The sequence below is a fragment of the Microcoleus sp. K5-D4 genome (assembly GCF_036704575.1).
GTDB lineage: Bacteria > Cyanobacteriota > Cyanobacteriia > Cyanobacteriales > Microcoleaceae > Microcoleus.
The window spans coordinates 20,607-38,772 of record NZ_JAUBSD010000014.1 but is presented as its reverse complement, the minus strand read 5'-3'; the positions used below and the strand labels follow the sequence as shown (position 1 = coordinate 38,772).

At 45.8% G+C, this 18,166-nt stretch carries 19 protein-coding genes; 12 read left to right on the top strand and 7 right to left on the bottom strand.

The window, feature by feature from the left end:
- The first annotated feature begins 15 nt into the window (after window positions 1-15).
- The 7 genes from QUA77_RS06760 (at window position 16) to QUA77_RS06730 (ending at window position 7,610) form a co-directional block, all read left to right on the top strand.
- Window positions 16-1,053 (top strand): LD-carboxypeptidase, encoded by a 1,038-nt coding sequence (locus QUA77_RS06760; protein WP_333449638.1) that lies wholly within the window; start codon window positions 16-18, stop codon window positions 1,051-1,053.
- Window positions 1,054-1,150: 97 nt separating this feature from the next.
- Complete coding sequence (locus QUA77_RS06755; RefSeq protein ID WP_333449672.1) at window positions 1,151-1,909, top strand: class I SAM-dependent methyltransferase; 759 nt, start codon at window positions 1,151-1,153, stop codon at window positions 1,907-1,909.
- Window positions 1,910-2,130: 221 nt separating this feature from the next.
- On the top strand, window positions 2,131-3,132 hold the full coding sequence (locus QUA77_RS06750; RefSeq protein ID WP_333449637.1) for a cytochrome c oxidase subunit II: 1,002 nt from the start codon (window positions 2,131-2,133) through the stop codon (window positions 3,130-3,132).
- A 78-nt stretch (window positions 3,133-3,210) separates the two neighbouring features.
- Complete coding sequence (gene ctaD, locus QUA77_RS06745; RefSeq protein WP_333039685.1) at window positions 3,211-5,016, top strand: cytochrome c oxidase subunit I; 1,806 nt, start codon at window positions 3,211-3,213, stop codon at window positions 5,014-5,016.
- 122 nt (window positions 5,017-5,138) lie between these two features.
- Window positions 5,139-5,762, top strand: a complete 624-nt coding sequence (locus tag QUA77_RS06740; protein WP_333062934.1) for a heme-copper oxidase subunit III — start codon at window positions 5,139-5,141, stop codon at window positions 5,760-5,762.
- A 75-nt stretch (window positions 5,763-5,837) separates the two neighbouring features.
- Window positions 5,838-6,212 (top strand): HNH endonuclease, encoded by a 375-nt coding sequence (locus tag QUA77_RS06735; RefSeq protein WP_333449636.1) that lies wholly within the window; start codon window positions 5,838-5,840, stop codon window positions 6,210-6,212.
- A gap of 165 nt (window positions 6,213-6,377) precedes the next feature.
- Window positions 6,378-7,610, top strand: coding sequence for a hypothetical protein (locus QUA77_RS06730; protein WP_333039690.1), 1,233 nt, complete (start codon window positions 6,378-6,380; stop codon window positions 7,608-7,610).
- Between the two features lie 14 nt (window positions 7,611-7,624).
- Here the strand turns inward: QUA77_RS06730 and QUA77_RS06725 are convergent, their stop codons facing one another.
- The 5 genes from QUA77_RS06725 to QUA77_RS06705 form a co-directional block, all read right to left on the bottom strand.
- Complete coding sequence (locus tag QUA77_RS06725) at window positions 7,625-7,924, bottom strand: (2Fe-2S) ferredoxin domain-containing protein (protein WP_333039692.1); 300 nt, start codon at window positions 7,922-7,924, stop codon at window positions 7,625-7,627.
- 121 nt (window positions 7,925-8,045) lie between these two features.
- Window positions 8,046-9,020: a cysteine synthase A gene (locus QUA77_RS06720; RefSeq protein WP_333449635.1), complete on the bottom strand. Its 975-nt coding sequence runs from the start codon at window positions 9,018-9,020 to the stop codon at window positions 8,046-8,048.
- Between the two features lie 65 nt (window positions 9,021-9,085).
- A complete protein-coding gene (locus tag QUA77_RS06715; RefSeq protein ID WP_333039696.1) occupies window positions 9,086-9,670 on the bottom strand; it encodes a Uma2 family endonuclease in 585 nt (194 codons plus the stop codon).
- A gap of 35 nt (window positions 9,671-9,705) precedes the next feature.
- Window positions 9,706-10,287, bottom strand: a complete 582-nt coding sequence (locus QUA77_RS06710) for a Uma2 family endonuclease (RefSeq protein ID WP_333039697.1) — start codon at window positions 10,285-10,287, stop codon at window positions 9,706-9,708.
- Between the two features lie 191 nt (window positions 10,288-10,478).
- Complete coding sequence (locus QUA77_RS06705; RefSeq protein ID WP_333039700.1) at window positions 10,479-11,117, bottom strand: peroxiredoxin; 639 nt, start codon at window positions 11,115-11,117, stop codon at window positions 10,479-10,481.
- Between the two features lie 160 nt (window positions 11,118-11,277).
- Here QUA77_RS06705 and QUA77_RS06700 point away from each other — a divergent pair, with 160 nt between their 5' ends.
- The 4 genes from QUA77_RS06700 (at window position 11,278) to QUA77_RS06685 (ending at window position 14,062) form a co-directional block, all read left to right on the top strand.
- A complete protein-coding gene (locus QUA77_RS06700; RefSeq protein ID WP_333039701.1) occupies window positions 11,278-11,553 on the top strand; it encodes a hypothetical protein in 276 nt (91 codons plus the stop codon).
- A 95-nt stretch (window positions 11,554-11,648) separates the two neighbouring features.
- The gene (locus QUA77_RS06695; RefSeq protein WP_333039703.1) at window positions 11,649-12,011 is read left to right on the top strand and encodes a cupin domain-containing protein; all 363 of its coding nucleotides are present in this window, start codon (window positions 11,649-11,651) and stop codon (window positions 12,009-12,011) included.
- 549 nt (window positions 12,012-12,560) lie between these two features.
- Window positions 12,561-13,442, top strand: coding sequence for a ChaN family lipoprotein (locus QUA77_RS06690; RefSeq protein WP_333449634.1), 882 nt, complete (start codon window positions 12,561-12,563; stop codon window positions 13,440-13,442).
- 38 nt (window positions 13,443-13,480) lie between these two features.
- On the top strand, window positions 13,481-14,062 hold the full coding sequence (locus QUA77_RS06685) for an NAD(P)H-dependent oxidoreductase (protein ID WP_333449633.1): 582 nt from the start codon (window positions 13,481-13,483) through the stop codon (window positions 14,060-14,062).
- 509 nt (window positions 14,063-14,571) lie between these two features.
- Here the strand turns inward: QUA77_RS06685 and QUA77_RS06680 are convergent.
- Window positions 14,572-15,405, bottom strand: a complete 834-nt coding sequence (locus tag QUA77_RS06680; protein WP_333449632.1) for an inositol monophosphatase family protein — start codon at window positions 15,403-15,405, stop codon at window positions 14,572-14,574.
- A gap of 75 nt (window positions 15,406-15,480) precedes the next feature.
- On the bottom strand, window positions 15,481-16,914 hold the full coding sequence (locus QUA77_RS06675) for a BCD family MFS transporter (protein ID WP_333449631.1): 1,434 nt from the start codon (window positions 16,912-16,914) through the stop codon (window positions 15,481-15,483).
- A gap of 150 nt (window positions 16,915-17,064) precedes the next feature.
- On the opposite strand from QUA77_RS06675, the gene QUA77_RS06670 reads away from it, so the two are divergent.
- Entirely contained in the window at window positions 17,065-18,009 is a 945-nt protein-coding gene (locus tag QUA77_RS06670) for an aldo/keto reductase (protein WP_333449671.1), read from the top strand.
- The last annotated feature ends 157 nt before the right edge of the window (window positions 18,010-18,166 follow it).

Below are 18,166 nucleotides of genomic sequence, written 5' to 3'. Positions count from 1 at the left end.
AATTACCTAACAGCTATGACTCTCCGCCGCCGTGCTCTGCTGACAACTTTTGGGCTGACTGCTATTGGTACTCAGCTTGTGCCGTTAGCGAAGCCCTCGAATCGGATCGCGCAAACCAACCTATCTCCCAAAAGTGCGATCGTGAAGCCGCGCCGCCTGCAAGTTGGCGATACTGTAGCTTTAATCAATCCTGCCGCTTTCAACTACAAAAAAGAAATCGAGGATTTTTTTAAAGTTATGGAAAAGCTGGGTTTAAAAGTTAAATTGGGAGAGCATTTTTACGACCGCTACGGCTATTTAGCCGGCAAGGATGCCGATCGCGCCGCCGATGTCAACGCAGCCTTTGCCGATGACTCAGTGCGAGCTATTTTTACCGGGATGGGCGGCTGGGGCTGCGGTCGGATATTGCCGCTCCTGGATTACAATATTATCCGCAACAATCCCAAAATTATTATGGGATTCAGCGATATTACTGCGCTGTTATTGGCGATTTATGCTAAAACTAATATAGTTACTTTTCACGGCCCTTTAGGTGCCTCAACTTGGAGTCCCTTTACAGTAGATTACCTCAAAAAAGTTTTGTTTGACGGAGGTTCTGTTACGATGCAAAACTCCAAAACCGTACAAGTTCAAACAATCACGGGCGGAAGAGCTAGGGGAAAACTAATTGGTGGCAATTTATCAGTAATAGCCTCAATGGTGGGTTCGGCTTATTTGCCGGAATGGGAAAATTGTATTTTGTTTGTCGAGGAAGTGGGCGAAGAAGTTTATCGCATCGATAGAATGTTGACGCAGCTCAAATTAGCGGGCATTCTCGATAAAATATCCGGTTTTATTTTCGGAGACTGTACCAAGTGCGAAGCTGAAAAACCCCAAGAATCGCTAACCTTACCTCAAGTCTTGTCCGACCACATTCGCCCCTTGAAGATTCCCGCGTGGTACGGTTCAATGGTGGGACACATTCGGGATAAGTTCACTTTGCCGATCGGTCAAGAAGTCGAAATCGACGCTGACTCTGGTACAATTAAATTGTTAGAATCCGCTGTCAGCTAAATCTTAAACTATTTTCGATATTCGCGAAGCTCTTGCTCTGCTCCTGCATTACCGCGCAGAGCCTGGTAATGAAAAAATTAAACATACAATTAGGACGATCGTGAAAAACCGACTATTCCTCCAACATCTAGCAGCAATTATCTTAGCAATAATTTGCCTGTTGCCGCTCAATGCCTGTGCAGCAGCAAGTGAAACCGCTAATGGCGACCCAATTTACCAGCAGCGAACTGTCCACAATCCCGACGGCATCGGCAAATTTTATATGGGTCGAGAAATTGCTCAAGTCATGGGATATCAAGGCGCTGGTTGGCTAGAAAGACCGTCTCGCGGCATGGAAGAAAAATCAGCTCGATTAGTCAACAATCTCGATTTAAAACCAACCGATATTGTAGCAGACATTGGAGCGGGAACGGGATATTTTAGCTTTCGCATCGCTCCCTTAGTTCCAGAAGGAAAGGTTTTAGCAGTTGACGTGCAGCCGGAAATGATTGATTTTATTAAATTGAATAAACAAGAAAAAAATCTTGCTAACGTTGAGCCAGTTTTGGGCAGTATCGACAATCCGAATTTACCGGAAAATAGCGTAGATTTAGTTGTGATGGTCGATGCTTATCACGAATTTGCATATCCCAGAGAAATGATGCAAGGAATTGTGAAAGCACTCAAACCGGGAGGCCGCACGGTATCGATCGAGTATCGCGGCGAAAACCCGCTGATTCCCATTAAAGGTTTGCACAAAATGACGCAGAAGCAGGTGAAAAAAGAAATGGCAGCCGTCGGTTTAGTATGGAAAGAGACAAAAGATATGTTACCCCAGCAGCATTTGATGGTGTTTGAGAAACCATCTCAAATTTAGCAGCCAAACAGAGCGATTGTGTACCATTTTTACTCATTTTTGTCAAGGTACAAAAGACGTATTTTTGAGGCTCGCGATCGCTCGGTCAAACATACTAAGCCTTAAGTAACCCTTAAGATAGACATTTTACTAAAAATACCATTTACAATTAAAAATTGATAACCCAGAGGCGCTTCCTTCATTTTTCAAGCGAAGAAGTGTCGCTATTAAGAAGTACCAGCGTGAACATTCCAAGTTCCATCCTCACCATGCTCGCCGGCATCGTAGTGACTCTGATCAGTCTCTGGTACGGGCAGAATCACGGTTTGATGCCGATCGCCGCCTCTGACGAAGCATCCGACATAGACGCACTATTCAATACAATGATGACCATTTCCACTGGATTATTTATCATGGTCCAGGGAGTGCTGATCTTTGCTGCAATTAAATATCGCCGCCGTCAAGGAGACAACACAGACGGGCCGCCTTGGCATGACAACTTTCCCTTAGAAATTCTTTGGACAGCCGTGCCGGCGGTGATTATTTTAGGAATCGGAGTCTACAGTTTTGAGATTTACAACTCAATGGGCGGCCTCGATCCGATGGGAAATCACGACCACGGCACCATGCAAGCGCACTCTAAAATGCGGGGAAGTGCGATCGCAGCCACACTCTCAGATACACCCCAAAACGCCCCTCAAATTCCATCTCAAAAACTCGTTGCTTTAGGCGTAGGCGCTTCCCCAGAAAATGAAGACAAACCAGCAGACTTAGTTGTAAATGTCACAGGTTTGCAGTACGCCTGGATTTTTAGCTATCCAGAAAGCGGCGTTAGTTCCGGCGAACTGCATATGCCAGTCAACCGCGACGTACAGCTAAATATCTCAGCTCAAGACGTGCTGCACGCATTTTGGCTGCCGGAATTTCGCCTCAAACAAGATGCAATTCCCGGCCGGCCGAGCGAACTGAGATTTACACCAACTAAAACCGGCGAATACCGGGTTGTTTGTGCTGAATTGTGCGGCGCTTATCACGGAGCGATGAAAGCTGTAGCAGTCGTTCACACGCCAGAAGAATTCGACACTTGGCTGCAAAGCCAGCAAGTTGCTAGCAGTCAAAACTTAGACCAAGCAGTTGCAGTCAATCCTGGGGAATTGTCAGACGGTGAATTTTTGGCTCCCTACGTCAGGGAAATAAAAATTAATTCCGAAGCCCTAGAACAACTTCACCCAACTCATCACTAAAAATAGTCATTAGTTCTGGCCACTGGGTATTTTATCCTGAGCTAATAACTAATGACTAATAACTAATGACTAATAACTATGACACAAGCACAGTTCCAAGAAAGTGCAAACACTGAGGCTCGCGGAACAGCGCCCGCTGATAGACATTGGCGCGACTACTTCACTTTTAATACCGATCACAAAGTCATCGGTATTCAATACCTGGTAACAACATTTATTTTCTATCTAATCGGCGGCGTGATGGCAACTTTGGTGCGAACAGAACTCGCCACCCCCGACGCCGATTTTGTCACCCCCGAACTCTACAACAGTTTATTTACTGTTCACGCCACGGTGATGATCTTCCTGTGGATCGTACCCGCCGGAGCCGGATTTGCTAACTTTTTGATCCCCTTAATGATTGGGGCAAAAGACATGGCATTTCCCAGACTGAATGCCCTTGCCTTTTGGCTGATTCCCGTAGGCGGCGTGTTGCTGTTGAGCAGTTTTTTGGTGGGAGCTCCACAGGCGGGTTGGACTTCCTATCCGCCTTTGAGCTTAGTTACTGCTCAAGCGGGGGAAGAAATTTGGATTCTCAGCGTTTTGATTCTGGGAACTTCTTCGATTTTGGGGGCGGTGAATTTTGCCGTTACCATCTTTACCATGCGCGTTCCGAGCATGAGTCTCAATGAAATGCCTTTGTTTTGCTGGGCGATGATTGCGACTTCAGCGCTCACTTTGATTGCTACTCCAGTCTTAGCCGCAGCTTTGATTTTGCTGTCGTTTGACTTGTTAGCGGGGACGGCATTTTTTAACCCGACAGGCAACGGCGATCCCATCGTCTACCAGCATTTATTCTGGTTTTATTCGCACCCGGCAGTTTACATTATGATTATGCCCTTTTTCGGGGTGATTTCAGAAGTTTTGCCGGTGCATTCGCGCAAGCCAATTTTTGGTTATTTGGCGATCGCATATTCCAGTCTCGCGATCAGCTTTTTGGGCTTGATCGTGTGGGCGCACCATATGTTTACCAGCGGCACTCCCGGCTGGCTGCGGATGTTTTTTATGATCACGACTATGATCATCGCCGTACCAACTGGGATTAAAATATTTAGCTGGTTGGCAACTATTTGGGGAGGAAAACTCCGGCTTGTCAGCGCGATGCTATTTGGGATGGGTTTTATCTCAACATTTGTGCTCGGCGGCATCACCGGAATCATGGTGGCTTCCGTACCTTTCGACATTCACGTTCACGACACTTATTTTGTCGTCGCTCACCTACACTACGTGCTGTTTGGCGGCTCAGTGTTTGGCATTTACGCTGCTTTTTACCACTGGTTCCCCAAAATGACGGGGCGGATGATTAATGAATTTTGGGGTAGAGTTCACTTTGTTTTAACTTATGTTGGCTTTACTGTAACTTTCTTGCCGATGCACGCTTTAGGTATGCAAGGAATGCCCCGGCGGGTGGCAATGTACGACCCGAAATTTACCACAATTAATGTCATTTGTACTGTCGGTGCTTATATGCTGGCAGTGTCTACAATCCCGTTTATCATTAATGTGATTTGGAGCTGGAGGTACGGCCCGAAAGCAGGTGACAATCCTTGGCAAGCTTTGAGTTTGGAATGGATGACGACTTCGCCGCCCCCCATCGAAAATTTTGAAGGAGTGCCGGTATTGGCAACGGGGCCTTACGATTACGGCATGGAAAAAATTCAGAATACAGGGGAACGTCTCAGGCTCAAGCTGAGGGAAAATGCCACCCGCAATACCCAGAAAACAGGTATTCCTATTGCGGAGGCTCAAGCTTCAACTTTCTTTGGCGGTACTGCAACTTTGGTCGCTCCTGAATCAGAGGTAAATGTTGATTCTCCTGCTGATGAAAGTCAAGATGGCGAATAGTTATTAGTCATCAGTCATTAGGCATTGTTGACTGTTGACTGTTGACTGTTAACTAATGACTGATGACTAATGCCAACTGCCAACTGCCAACTGACAACTGACTTCTTCATTACCAATTTCTTATGCAAATTCCAGCGATCGATCCGACAAAAACAGCCCTAAATTACCACCACGAGGGCGAAGTAGAAGCACACGGTGTCGAGCATCCCGACCACCGAATGTTAGGTGTAATTGTGTTCCTGTGCGCTGAAGGCATGATATTTTTCGGTATGTTTGCCGCCTATTTGATTTATCGGGCGATGGCCCCCGTGTGGCCTCCTGAAGGTACGCCGGAGCGCGAGTTATTGCTGCCGGGAATCAATACGGTAATTCTGATTGCTAGCAGTTTTGTGATTCACAATGCGGATACTGCAATTAAAAAGAATGATGCCGCCGGAATGCGGAATTGGTTGCTCGTAACTATTGCTATGGGCGCAGTTTTCTTGTTCGGTCAGGTTTACGAATACGCTCATTTAGAGTTTGGCTTGACGACTAATTTGTATGCCAGTTGTTTTTACGTTTTGACTGCTTTTCACGGCTTGCACGTTACCTTGGGAGTGCTGTTTATGGTGGCGGTGGTGTGGCGATCGCGCGCGCAAGGCCATTATTCTAGCGAGCACCACTTTGGAATCGAAGCGACTGAGATTTACTGGCACTTTGTCGATGTGATTTGGATTGTTTTGTTTTTGCTGCTGTATATTTTGTGATCCCAGAGGCTTCTCGACCTCTGCCACAAGAGATTTGTACGACCCCCAATTGGGGGTTTTTTTATTGTTTGGAGAGTGCGATCGCCTTTCATTCACCTCCTCAAAGCCGATCGCGCTAAACTAAAAGTAGCAATTCTCTTATCCAGCAGCATTGAGAAAATTATGCAGTGCGAATTGTGCGATCGACAAATGGAAGCATTAACCGCCCATCACCTCATCCCCAAACAAAACACCAAGCGGAAAAACGAAGATCCAAGCCAGACAATCGACATTTGCTCAGCCTGTCACCGCCAGATTCACTCTCTATTTGACAACAAACACCTCGCCCAAGAGCTCGACACCCTGGAAAAGCTCAAAAATGACCCTGAACTCCAGAAATTTGTCTGTTGGATTAAGAAACAAAAAACCGACAAACGTATTCAAGTACGCGGCAAAAAAGCTCGATCGTAGGGCCAGAAATCAGATATATACTCCGGGACGCAGTTACTGTCTGAAGCCCGGTTTCTTCATAAATTTTTCGTTCCTTAACCCAAAATTTTACAGAGAAACCCGGTTTGTTTGCGTAAATCCTAGTATAGTGATTTACTTATTGGTAACAAGCTGCCAACAATTATCATGAACCTCACCTCCCTCGAACTCGCAAAAGACCGAGCGCGCATCTTCAAAAACTACCTCCAAATGGAAATAGATGCCAAAGCTAACATAAACAAACTAGCTTTTTTAGACAGGGGCATTGAAAAATCACCTTACCAACAACACATTAAAAACTATCCCGATTATCTCAAACAGAAACCCGACGGCTTAAAAGTAATTAGCTCTATTCCCGGCCCCAATAATCCCCTCAAACTTACCCCGTTTCCCAGCGTGGTAGAACTACCTCAAATTAACTCTCAAGCTTTAAATTTTTTGCACGCAGAAATTAAGGAAGCCTGCGTTTGCATTGGTACTTTTGTAGACGGCAAAATTCAGGCGCAGTGGCTGGGAAAAAACGCACTTACCAATGCTGAGCAGTGGAGTGCCACTAAAATTATCGCACTCCTTAATATCGTCAGTCAAATAAATAGCAAATATCCCGACTGCGATATTGACAACTGCGTTGTTAGAGATGGCAACGGGCTAAGACACGATTTTTACTTTTACGATGTAGCAAAAGACATGATTAGCTATGCCTCAAATATAGGAAGTTCAAACTCCTTAGCTGCGATGTTTAAACGCTTCGATACTCGCATAGGACTAGAGCAATGGCTGAAAAGCGCTACTGGCAATAATGACCTAATTTTTCGCGGCGATTACGGCGAAAATCCTTATCTCACCAACCCAAAAATATTCGATCTCACCAAAAAACAAGTGCTTTTAAGTGCCGCAGTAAACAGCACCAAACAAAAAAATTCCGTATCTGCTTATGACTTGACCAGGCTAATTTCCATGTTAGGATGGCACTTCCACATCGAACAGCGATCGCGCATGAAAGCATCTCAGTGGAACAGCTTAGAAAGCATTGTCAGAGCAATGGGACACGACAGCGCTCGATATGTGGACGTAGCAATTAAAACTTTGGGGATGGAAGGCCTGATCACTTCTCCAGTAATTATCTCAAAATTGGGTTACGGACTGAGCTCGATCCGGGGAACTCTAGAAACAGTTTATGTGGCTTTAGTGCGGTTTGTTGACGAGCGGCCGAAGGCGGCGGGAAAGCCGGCAAAAGTCAGAACTTTGGCGATGAGTTTGCGGGCAGAAAAAGCTGTAGGCGGTTCCAGCAGTGTCGATCGCTTGGCGATCGAACAAGACGCTAGAGTCGCCGCCGAAGTCACCGAGATTCTCCGCCGGTTGTTTGCGGAAGAATTTTAAAGGCGGGCGATCGACTAATTAGAAAGTCGGTGAAACTTGCGGTAAAGCATCCTCTCCACCGGCTTTCCTCCCCGCAAATGTTGCTCAGTTATTGTCGCCACTTCTTCAGGGCAAACGCCATTGTACCAAACCTCTTCTGGCAGCACCAACACCATCGGCCCGTTGCCGCACTGTCCCAAACAACTGCTAGCAACAACTTCAACTTCTGAGGGCGACAATTTCTGAAAAGCTGCCAGTACCTTTGCTGAATTTTGCTTGCGACAAGTGCGGTTTTGACAAACAAGAACTTGCCTAGAAGATTGGATAATTTTCATATTTTTTACTTGACATTCTGCTGCATATATGCTATTTTTTATCATGGGAATAGGTGCGCGCATATACGCCCAGATTTTATATAGAGCCAGATTTTAAGGTGCGCCGCAGCGCACCCTACGGTTAATCTGGTGACAAACCTTTGGAAGCCAACCATTGTCGATCGAACAAACGCGACTGATACCGAGCCCCACCGTCGCAGAGTACCGTAACAATCGTATGTCCAGGCCCCATTTGCTTCGCTAAAGCCACAGCCGCCCCTACATTAATCCCCACAGAACCGCCCATAAACAGCCCTTCTTTCCTCAGCAGTTGGTAAATCACCCGGACAGCTTCAGTATCATCAATTTGAATGGCGTCGTCTACCGGGGCATTCTCCATATTTGCAGTGACGCGAGTGGTGCCAATTCCCTCAGTAATCGAACTACCTTCAGTCTTAATTTCCCCAGTTTTGAAATAACTGTAAAGCCCGCTGCCCATCGGGTCTGCCAAGACAATTCTAACAGCAGTATTTTTTTCTTTCAAAAACATTCCTACGCCAGCAAAAGTGCCGCCAGTACCAGTAGCTGTTACCCAAGCATCAATTTTCCCGTTGGTTTGTTCCCAAATTTCCGGGCCCGTTGTCTCGTAATGAGCTCGGCGATTGGCTAAATTGTCAAACTGATTTGCCCAGACTGCATTCTCCATTTCTGAAGCCAATCTTCCCGACAATTTGACATAATTATTCGGGTCTTTGTAAGGAACAGCGGGAACAGTCCGAACTTCAGCGCCCAAGGTTTTCAAAGCATCGATTTTTTCTTGAGATTGGTTATCGGGAATCACAATCAAACATTTGTAACCTTTAGCGTTGCAAATGTGGGCCAAACCGATGCCTGTATTGCCGGCGGTGCCTTCAACAACAGTGCCGCCCGGTTTCAGCAAGCCTTTTTCTTCTGCGTCTTTGATGATGTATAAAGCGGCCCTATCTTTAACGGAACCGCCTGGATTTAGAAACTCTGCTTTGCCGAGAATTTCACAGCCAGTTTCATCGCTGAAGCTGTTTAAGCGAATTAGTGGTGTGTTGCCGATTGTGCCTACAAAGCCATTTTTAATATCCATATTTTTTGCCTGTGTGTATCCTATGATTAATTTTTACAATAAGTTGATATTTATTGCTACCACTTTTACCAAATCCTGCTCATATTGAGTACAAATCCCGGCAAAACGGGGTCGCCGCTGACTGTCGCGGGATTCTCCAAACATTCCTCTGGCCAACCAGGACGGTAAATATAAACTCTGCGATTTTTGCGGTCAATTAACCACCCTAACTGCACTCCGGGTTCTCTCATATATTCTTGCATTTTTTCTTGCAATGGTTTGAGATTGTCAGAAGCAGACCTCAGTTCTACTACAAAATCCGGGCAAATCGGGGCAAACTTTTGCTTTTGTTCTGGTGACAAAGCATTCCATCTTTCAAATTTTATCCAAGCAGCATCCGGCGACTTTTGTGCACCTGTTGACAGAGTAAATCCTGTACTCGAAGTAAACGCTAAACCAGTACCATTTTGTTCTGCCCAAACCCACAGCGGCCCAAATATATTACCTTCTCGGTTTCCCGTCTCCGAACCAGTAGGAGGCATAATTAGCAATTCTCCCGATTTGTTGCGTTCAATGCGTAACTCACTATTAATTTGACAGAACTCGAAAAACTCGTCATCTGTCATTTGCAACTTGGGCGGTATTCGCAACACAATTGTTGATGTCAACATAATTGATTTCCTCGATCTTGGCTCCTATACTCAGCTTACCAAATCCTGCTCATATTGAGTACAAATCCCGGCAAAACGGGGTCGCCGCTGACTGTCGCGGGATTCTCCAAACATTCCTCTGGCCAACCAGGACGGTAAATATAAACTCTGCGATTTTTGCGGTCAATTAACCAGCCTAATTGCACTCCAGGTTCTCTCATATATTCTTGCATTTTTTCTTGCAATGGCTTGAGATTGTCAGAAGCAGACCTCAGTTCTACTACAAAATCCGGGCAAATAGGTGGGAATTTATCTTGCTGTTCTGGTGACAAAGCATTCCACCGTTCCAGTTTAATCCACGAGGTATCTGGAGACTTGTCACCCATTGAAAGCTTAAATCCCGTACTGGAGTCAAAACACATACCGGTTCCATCTTGCCCGGCCCAAATATACAACTCTCCAAAGACGCTACCGCTGCGATTTCCTGTTGTTCCACCAGTAGGGGGCATAATTAGCAATTCTCCCGATTTGTTGCGTTCAATGCGTAATTCACTATTGATTTGACAGAACTCGAAAAACTCCTCGTCTGTCATTTGCAATTTGGGCGGTATTCGCAACACAATTGTTGATGACAGCATTTTGCCTTTCCTCAAATCTAAAGTGTTTACACAAGATTGCACAATTTTTTTTGTAGTGAGGACTTGACTCCTCAAAAACCAGGTTAAGGACTCAAGTCCTAACTACAAGGTGGTTTGACGCGCGAATTATAGAGGTAAGGTGTGCACTGCACACCTTACATAATTAGGTTCTGCGTCCAGGAATGTTAAACCTATTTATTCGGCTGAGGAGTCATCCGCAAATAAGGCTTAATCGGCGTATAACCTTTAGGAAATTTCTCTTCCAACTCTTTCGGGTCGGTAATCGAAGGTACGATTACGCAATCGTCGCCGTCTTTCCAATCAACTGGAGTCGCAACGCTGTAGTTGTCCGTAAGTTGCAAGGAATCAATTACTCGCAAAATTTCATTAAAATTCCGACCAGTGCTCGCCGGATAAGTAATGCTCAAACGCAATTTCTTTTGCGGGTCAATTACAAAAACTGTGCGGATTGTTAAGTTGTTCAGCGAGTTGGGATGGATCATGTCGTAAATGTCGGAGACTTTACGATCGCCATCTGCTAAAATCGGATAATTGAGGGTGACATTTTGAGTTTCCTCAATATCTTTAATCCAGCCCATGTGAGAATCCACATCATCGACGCTGAGGGCAATGGTTTTGACGCCCCGCTTTTCAAATTCAGACTTTAGACGGGCCACTGCACCGAGTTCTGTGGTGCAAACTGGAGTATAGTCTTTCGGGTGAGAAAACAACACGACCCAGCTATCCCCAGCCCAGTCGTAGAAATTGATTTCGCCTTCAGACGAAGCTTGGGTAAAGTTGGGAACTGTATCGCCTAATCGCAGAGTCATAACGGATTTCCTCTAATTTTATTTAAGGACTGTTCCTTATCATGCCATAATTGCCCGGTTTCTCGATCGAGCTGTAAAGGATTCTAAACTTTTTGGTCGATCGATCGGCAATTCCACTACTGTAATGTATGTGTGGCTTATACCGCTAAATTTTCTTCCTATGCTTTACTTTCTGCTGAAGGCAATACAGCCTATTTTAGTCCCGCTGTGTTTTGTGTCCGCCTGGGGTTTAGTTTTTTTGCTTTTTTTGAGTGTCGGGCGTACTGTCACCGACTCCCTGCGTCGAGCTCAGCGGATGCACCAAATCCCTTGTGCTAACTGCGTATTTTTCACCGGCGACTACCACCTCAAGTGTCCCGTTCAGCCTACTATAGCTTTATCTGAAGATGCGATCGACTGTCCTGATTATCGAGGGCATTCGGGAATTTACGGTTAAAAAATCCGGCCGCTGCTTTACATATTTCTTAACATCTCTGGCTCTTTCAATTAAACTTAAGTTGTGGTAAAGAGATTTTCAGGAGAGGGGAAAGAATGCTAATTCAAAAGCTAAATGCCTGCGATGAGTTTATTGCTGGCGACGGTACTCAACTGCGAGAATTATTGCATCCAGACAAACAAGCTGTGGATTTGCGTTACAGTTTAGCCCACGCCGTTTTGCCACCGGGACAAACTTCTGCGCTGCACTCCCTGACGACTTCTGAAGTTTACTACATCCTCAGCGGCGTTGGGGAAATGCACATCGACGACGAAAATCAATTCGTGGAAGCCGGAGATGCAGTTTACATTCCCCCAAACGCCAAGCAGTTTATTTACAACTGTGGCACAGAGCCGCTAATATTTATTTGTATTGTCGATCCCGCGTGGCGAAAGGAAGACGAGACAATTTTCCAGTAATTGTCTAGTTTTTATTCTCGTATACTCGTTACCAGGCTCTGCGCGGTAACGCATATCTAGAGGCTCTGCCTCTACTGAAAAAAACATCACAAGCCGAAAATCTCTTTTAACAACAACAGCACCCAGCCATATGTACCGAGTGATTTCCTCTTTTTTCAACTTCGATGTGGAGTTGCAATAATCCTCGGATTCAGTTGCATTGCTCCCCTCTAATTAGTTGAGGAAGTGTCAGCTTTGTTGGTGAGTGCTGCTATTGGTTTTTGATGAGACAGATGTGAGATTAAACAGCGTTTTTACTCCTTAGATTCTATTGTGAACTTCGCTGTGGTATCTAGAGGTTGTATCTGTCAGAGAAGCTTTTTGTTCGCTTCATATTATTAATTTAGCACCTTCTTCTAGAAGCGCAAGTACCTGCAACTAAACTTTACATTTTTAGAAGTAACCACGGATAATTATGAACTTAAATTAAGCATTGAGCTTTCTAGCTGCTCAGCTAAAATAGTAGAGTTCGGCTGTGCTTGCTGCTGCGAGAAACGGCATAATATTTGTATGAAAACAACCAAACTCATCAAACTGTGCGCCTTATCGCTGAGTATCTTCCTGCTGTGCAGCAGTGCAGTGACAGCGCAAACGACGGCGAACCCTCAACCTGGGCAGACTTACACGAACCAAGAGATTCTACAACAGTTGGTAAAGGCAAAAGTCGTGTATCTGGGAGAAACCCACGATAGCGCGGAAGACCACCAAGCTCAACTAAAGATTGTCCGAGAAATGCAGCGGCAAAATCGGAAAATTGCGATCGCGATGGAAATGTTTCAGCGTCCCTTTCAAAGCGCGATCGACAACTACTTAGCAGGTAAACTGACTGAAGAGCAATTAGTCGAGCAAACAGAGTACGATCGCAGATGGCGCTTTCCCTGGGAATCTTACGCCCCCATTTTGCGGTTTGCCAAAGAAAATCAACTACCCGTCCTCGCCTTAAATACACCATCCGAAGTAACGAGAAAAGTTGCCAGTCAAGGTTTAGAAAGCCTCACTGGAGAGGAAAAAAAGCACATTCCCCCAATATCCGAAATTCGCACCGACAACACCGAATATCGGCAACTGCTGCTAGAAGTTTACCAGCAACACCAAAAGGCAGAACAGGGAAATAGTACGGCTTTTGAAAGATTTTTGCAAGCCCAAGTTTTGTGGGACGAAACTATGGCGGAAAAAATAGCTGAATTTGTCAAAGCAAACCCCGACTATCAAGTTGTGGTGTTGGCGGGGAAAGGACACATTATTTACGGTTACGGCATTCCCAGTCGCGTCGAGAGGCGTTTGGGAGTCGGGAATGTAAAAATGCGATCGGTTTTACTCAATTCCAGTTACAATCCTGCTTTATCGGCAGATAGACCCATTGCTGACTTTGTTTGGAATCACTCCAAATAGTACAATTATACGCGCAAGCAATAATCAGGAAAAAATCAATGACAAACAGACCAAAAATTCTCGCATTTGCCGGAAGTACCCGCGAAGCATCCTATAACAAACTGCTGGTAAAAGTTGCGGCGGCTGGGGCTACGGCGGCGGGCGCAGAAGTTACTTATGTAGATTTGCGCGATTTGCCGATGCCGCTATTTGACGAAGATTTGGAAGCAAAAGAGGGAATGCCAGAAAATGCCCGCAAATTGAAGGAATTGATGATAGGGCATGACGGGTTTTTGATAGCTTCCCCTGAGTATAACAGTTCAATTACCCCTGTGTTGAAAAATGCGATCGATTGGGTATCGCGGCCAGCACCGGGTGAACCGGGGTTGGTGGCATTTACTGGCAAAGTAGCGGTCATTATGAGTGCTTCCCCAGGCGGAATCGGCGGTTTGCGGGGATTGGTTCATTTGCGATCGATCCTGGGGAATATTAACGTATTGGTGCTGCCGGATCAGAAAGCAATTCCCCAAGCTTTTGAAGTATTTAATCCTGACGGTACGATGAAAGATCCCAAACAGCAGGACGCTGTTGAGAATCTCGGTGCTAAGTTGTCTAATGTGCTGTCGAAATTAATCGCCTGAAGCAATAAATTCATTTTGCAGTAGGGACACAGCAATGTTGTGTCCCTAATCCTAGTATCTGTTATCTTGCTGGCTGTATCAAGTGCGATCGCAAACCGCAGACTTTTCCGAGTTTCTTCCAAAGTTTATTTTTGTATCTTCCCACAGGCTAACTCTTCGACCTAGCCAATATACCACTCATCTACTTTTTCGCACACCTCAGTAAATCTATTTACCCTTGTGCCTCTACTTAAAAACGGGTAGAATTTTATTTACGAGAGATAATAAATCGTGGAAAACTTACCACAAATTCTACCAGCACCACATCACCCGATCGACGTAAAACAAAACCACCCGATCGCAGATTGGCAGAAATAGACAAGAGTAGGCATACTTGAACCATCGGTCATCGGTCGGTATATTTCTTCCAAACAGCACGGCAGGCGTGGGAGACTCCTCCGTCACGCCTGCCCTGCCGTTTTATTTAATAATTGTTCGATTTCCTACGGGATAGCTTCGCTGCACCTAAATTACCCCATTTTTCTCTTCTTCCAAGCCTCCACAAACGGCAAAAATACCGACACCAACTCCTGCCGATTCATCACTAAAGTTGGATAACAAATCCTCCCGTAATTCTTCCCCACTTCCAGCGGAAAAATAGCCTGGGATTCCAGCGGTAGCCAAACCGCACCAGCAGCCTTCACAATTACCCAACTCCCCGCAATATCCCAAATTTTCGGAGTCGCTTCCACCCCACCCATAGCCACACCCGAAGCCACAGTCAAAAAATTGTAACTAGCCATACCCAACATCCGAATTTTACTCGGAAGATGAGGCCCGATTCCCACACTCCGGGAACACAAATTAAAAATATGATTTCCGCTCATTTTATCAGCAGTGGGACAAATCGGCCGATTGTTCAAAAATGCACCTTGAGGCATATTTGCCAATACATTGTCGCCCGCCAAATCCCCTGCATAAAAACCGTGAAAAGATTGATTCACCGGCGGCAAATGCACGCAGCCAAAAACCGGAGTTCCGCGATACAATAAACCCAAAGAAATCCCCCAAATCGGAACTCCCCGAGCAAAATTAGTCGTAGCATCCAGAGGATCGACAACCCAACACCATTCCGTATCTGGGAAAACGTGTTCTCCTTCCTCGCTCAAAATTCCGTGACTGGGAAAAGTAGATGCGATCGCACTTCTAATCTCCGCATCCGCCCAATTATCAGACTGCGTAACCAAACTCCCATCATCCTTCTCATTTGCTTGTGCAGAACCAAAATCTTTCAAAAACTGCTGGCCGACTGTCTTGACAGTAGTCTGAGAAAAACTTAAAATAGAATCCCAAAAATCTTTCATTTGCAGTTTTTTTGTATTAAGGACAAAAGCCCTTGATTAACAAGAGAATGAGGACTAAAGCTCTCACTACAAACCTTAGTCTAATTCATTTTCAAGAATAGTGGCGATCGCACTTTTAGCATTATCCTGAAACTCCCCAACATCCACCCTACCCAACAGCCAAACAGCCAGAATCATACCCACCGCCGGCACTGCAAAAACCAACCCGTAAGCTAACATCGGCACCCCAAACAAACTTCTGCCCAAATCCAAAATAGCACCGCCACTAATCGTCGCCACACCACGCGCCATCGCCTGCGACAAACCCCAAGCACCAATAAAAGTCCCAGCAGTTTCCGCAGCAGTCAAATCCAACATCAAACTCAGCGCACCCGTCGTCGTAATTCCCGAAGCTAAACCAAACAACATTAAAGCCTCCTTCAACCAAACCGGATCGCCAGTAAATCCCGATGCAATAATTAAACCAAAACAAACCGCCACCGACAAACAGCCCAACCTAATCGTATTTTGCTTGCCAATTCGCGGAACAATTGAGAAACCAGTGGCACTCAAACCAATCAGCGTACCGATACCGTAAATAACATTCAACCACGTAGTTTCCGAAATCGACATCTTAAAAATTTCCCCGCCGTAAGGTTCCAAAACCGCATCCTGCATAAACAAGCAAATTGTCATAATCAGCAGGAAAGTAAAAAACAAACCAGTTTGGCGGCTAGCAGTCAAAATCCGCAGCGCACTTCCCAGAGTAATTTTATCTTCTCGATTCACTGCGCTCGATCGCACCCCGTAGCGCGAATACTTTTTCTCAACCCCAAAAGTCCCAATCCCCACCAACAGCAAAACAAGCGCCGGCACCTTCACAAACAAACCATTAATCGAAGCCTGCAAAACTTCTCGTGGCACATCCCCGTCAATTTTCTTCAGCAAAATGCTGGTAACAATCCCCGCAATAATAATACCAACCAGCAGCATCGACCACACCACACCCACCAACTTTGATCGATCCTCCTCATCCGAAACATCCACCAACAAAGCAGCAAAAGGAGTCGAACTCGAACAAATAGCAATACCGTAAAGTGCAAAAATCAAACCCAACAAACCCACCCAACCGTAAGTAGCAGTCGTCCATCCCACAGCCTCCAAACTAGCGCCCAAGCGCCACATCACCTGCACCGCCAAAAAAGCAGAAATCACAAACAAAACGCTTCCTACCCATACATAACCCGTGCGGTGATGGCCAAACAAAGGCTTAGCATCAGACATTTGCCCGAACCACACCCTAGCCGGCGCGACAAACTGTTGCATCGCCAGCGTACCAGCCACCACAGTAGCCGGAATCGCCAACTCTTTAATCATCACGCGATTGAGTACCCCCAGGGTCAAAACCGACATCATGCCCAATCCCATCTGAAACAAACCCAACCGGAACATAGTCAGCAGGGTAACTCTCTTGATAGCAGGAGTCGCGGAATCTGTTAATCTTGAATCTGGTAAACGGTCGATCGACATAACTATTCAAATAAACACAGCATTTGAATTTATAGTAACTGAGATATCGCAACCCGCCGCCTTTCCTCCCCCGGCTAGAAGCTCGATCGCGATTATTCGTATAAATTCATATAAAAATAAAGAGAATCAATAACTGTGGATTTACCAACCGTGACAACCATTACCCTAGGACAAAATGGCCCAGCCGTCCTTCCCCTGTGCGTCGGAACTTGGGCTTGGGGCGACAAACTATTTTGGAACTACGGCAGCAACTACGGCGCCGCCGAAGTCGAAGCAGCATTCAAAACATCCTTAGAAAGCGGAGTCAACTTCTTCGACACAGCCGAAGTCTACGGTAACGGCTTGTCAGAAGAATTGCTGGGGCAGTTTCTCAAAAAAACCACCCAGCCCGTTCAAATAGCCACCAAATTCGGCCCCGTACCTTGGCGGATTACAGGAAAATCAGTTTCCGAAGCCTTGAGTGCCAGCTTAAAACGCTTGCAAGTAGAACAAATAACCCTCTACCAAGTGCACTGGCCTTTCACTTTTTTACTCAGTCAAGAAACCCTGATGAACGCCTTAGCCGATGAAGTAAAACAAGGCAGAATTCAAGCAGTAGGAGTCAGCAACTATTCAGTAGAACAGATGCGCCAAGCCCACAAAATACTAGCAGCAAGAGGCGTTCCCCTAGCAACAAATCAAGTCCGTTACTCCTTGCTGTCGCGGCAAGTAGAAAAACAAGGAATTGTGAGTGCAGCCCGCGAATTGGGCGTCACAATTTTAGCTTACAGCCCCTTAGCCCAAGGATTGCTCACCGACAAATACACAGCCCAAGAACCACCTACAGGAGCCCGCAAAATGGACTCCCGCTTCAGCAAAAGCGGCCTCGAAAAAATTGAATTAGTCATGTCTACCCTGCGAAAAATGGGCAGAAAGCGCGATCGCACGCCCGCCCAAGTTGCCCTAAACTGGTTGATATGCCAAAACGGAGTCATCCCCATTCCCGGCGCCAAAACCGCCAAACAAGCCCAAGAAAATGCAGGCGCATTAGGCTGGAATTTGAGCCAAGATGAAGTCAATCAATTAGAATTAATGACACGTCCTTGGCGAGAATAAATTTGTTAAGTGTTGACTGTTGACTGTTGACTGTTCGCTGTTCGCCGTAGGTTGGGTTTTACTTCACTGTACCCAACCTAAAGTTCACTTTCTTCTCCCCTCTTCCCTCTTCCTTCTCCCTCCTTCCCTCTTCCCTCTTCCCTCTTCCTTCTTCCCT

What these genes read in the sequence shown, in the direction of transcription:
- QUA77_RS06760 (WP_333449638.1), top strand. Translation starts at nt 16, where the DNA reads ATGACTCTCCGCCGCCGTGCTCTGCTGACAACTTTTGGGCTGACTGCT.
- ctaD (WP_333039685.1), top strand. Translation starts at nt 3,211, where the DNA reads ATGACACAAGCACAGTTCCAAGAAAGTGCAAACACTGAGGCTCGCGGA.
- QUA77_RS06740 (WP_333062934.1), top strand. Translation starts at nt 5,139, where the DNA reads ATGCAAATTCCAGCGATCGATCCGACAAAAACAGCCCTAAATTACCAC.
- QUA77_RS06730 (WP_333039690.1), top strand. Translation starts at nt 6,378, where the DNA reads ATGAACCTCACCTCCCTCGAACTCGCAAAAGACCGAGCGCGCATCTTC.
- QUA77_RS06725 (WP_333039692.1), bottom strand. Translation starts at nt 7,924, where the DNA reads ATGAAAATTATCCAATCTTCTAGGCAAGTTCTTGTTTGTCAAAACCGC.
- QUA77_RS06720 (WP_333449635.1), bottom strand. Translation starts at nt 9,020, where the DNA reads ATGGATATTAAAAATGGCTTTGTAGGCACAATCGGCAACACACCACTA.
- QUA77_RS06715 (WP_333039696.1), bottom strand. Translation starts at nt 9,670, where the DNA reads ATGTTGACATCAACAATTGTGTTGCGAATACCGCCCAAGTTGCAAATG.
- QUA77_RS06710 (WP_333039697.1), bottom strand. Translation starts at nt 10,287, where the DNA reads ATGCTGTCATCAACAATTGTGTTGCGAATACCGCCCAAATTGCAAATG.
- QUA77_RS06705 (WP_333039700.1), bottom strand. Translation starts at nt 11,117, where the DNA reads ATGACTCTGCGATTAGGCGATACAGTTCCCAACTTTACCCAAGCTTCG.
- QUA77_RS06700 (WP_333039701.1), top strand. Translation starts at nt 11,278, where the DNA reads ATGCTTTACTTTCTGCTGAAGGCAATACAGCCTATTTTAGTCCCGCTG.
- QUA77_RS06695 (WP_333039703.1), top strand. Translation starts at nt 11,649, where the DNA reads ATGCTAATTCAAAAGCTAAATGCCTGCGATGAGTTTATTGCTGGCGAC.
- QUA77_RS06690 (WP_333449634.1), top strand. Translation starts at nt 12,561, where the DNA reads ATGAAAACAACCAAACTCATCAAACTGTGCGCCTTATCGCTGAGTATC.
- QUA77_RS06685 (WP_333449633.1), top strand. Translation starts at nt 13,481, where the DNA reads ATGACAAACAGACCAAAAATTCTCGCATTTGCCGGAAGTACCCGCGAA.
- QUA77_RS06680 (WP_333449632.1), bottom strand. Translation starts at nt 15,405, where the DNA reads ATGAAAGATTTTTGGGATTCTATTTTAAGTTTTTCTCAGACTACTGTC.
- QUA77_RS06675 (WP_333449631.1), bottom strand. Translation starts at nt 16,914, where the DNA reads ATGTCGATCGACCGTTTACCAGATTCAAGATTAACAGATTCCGCGACT.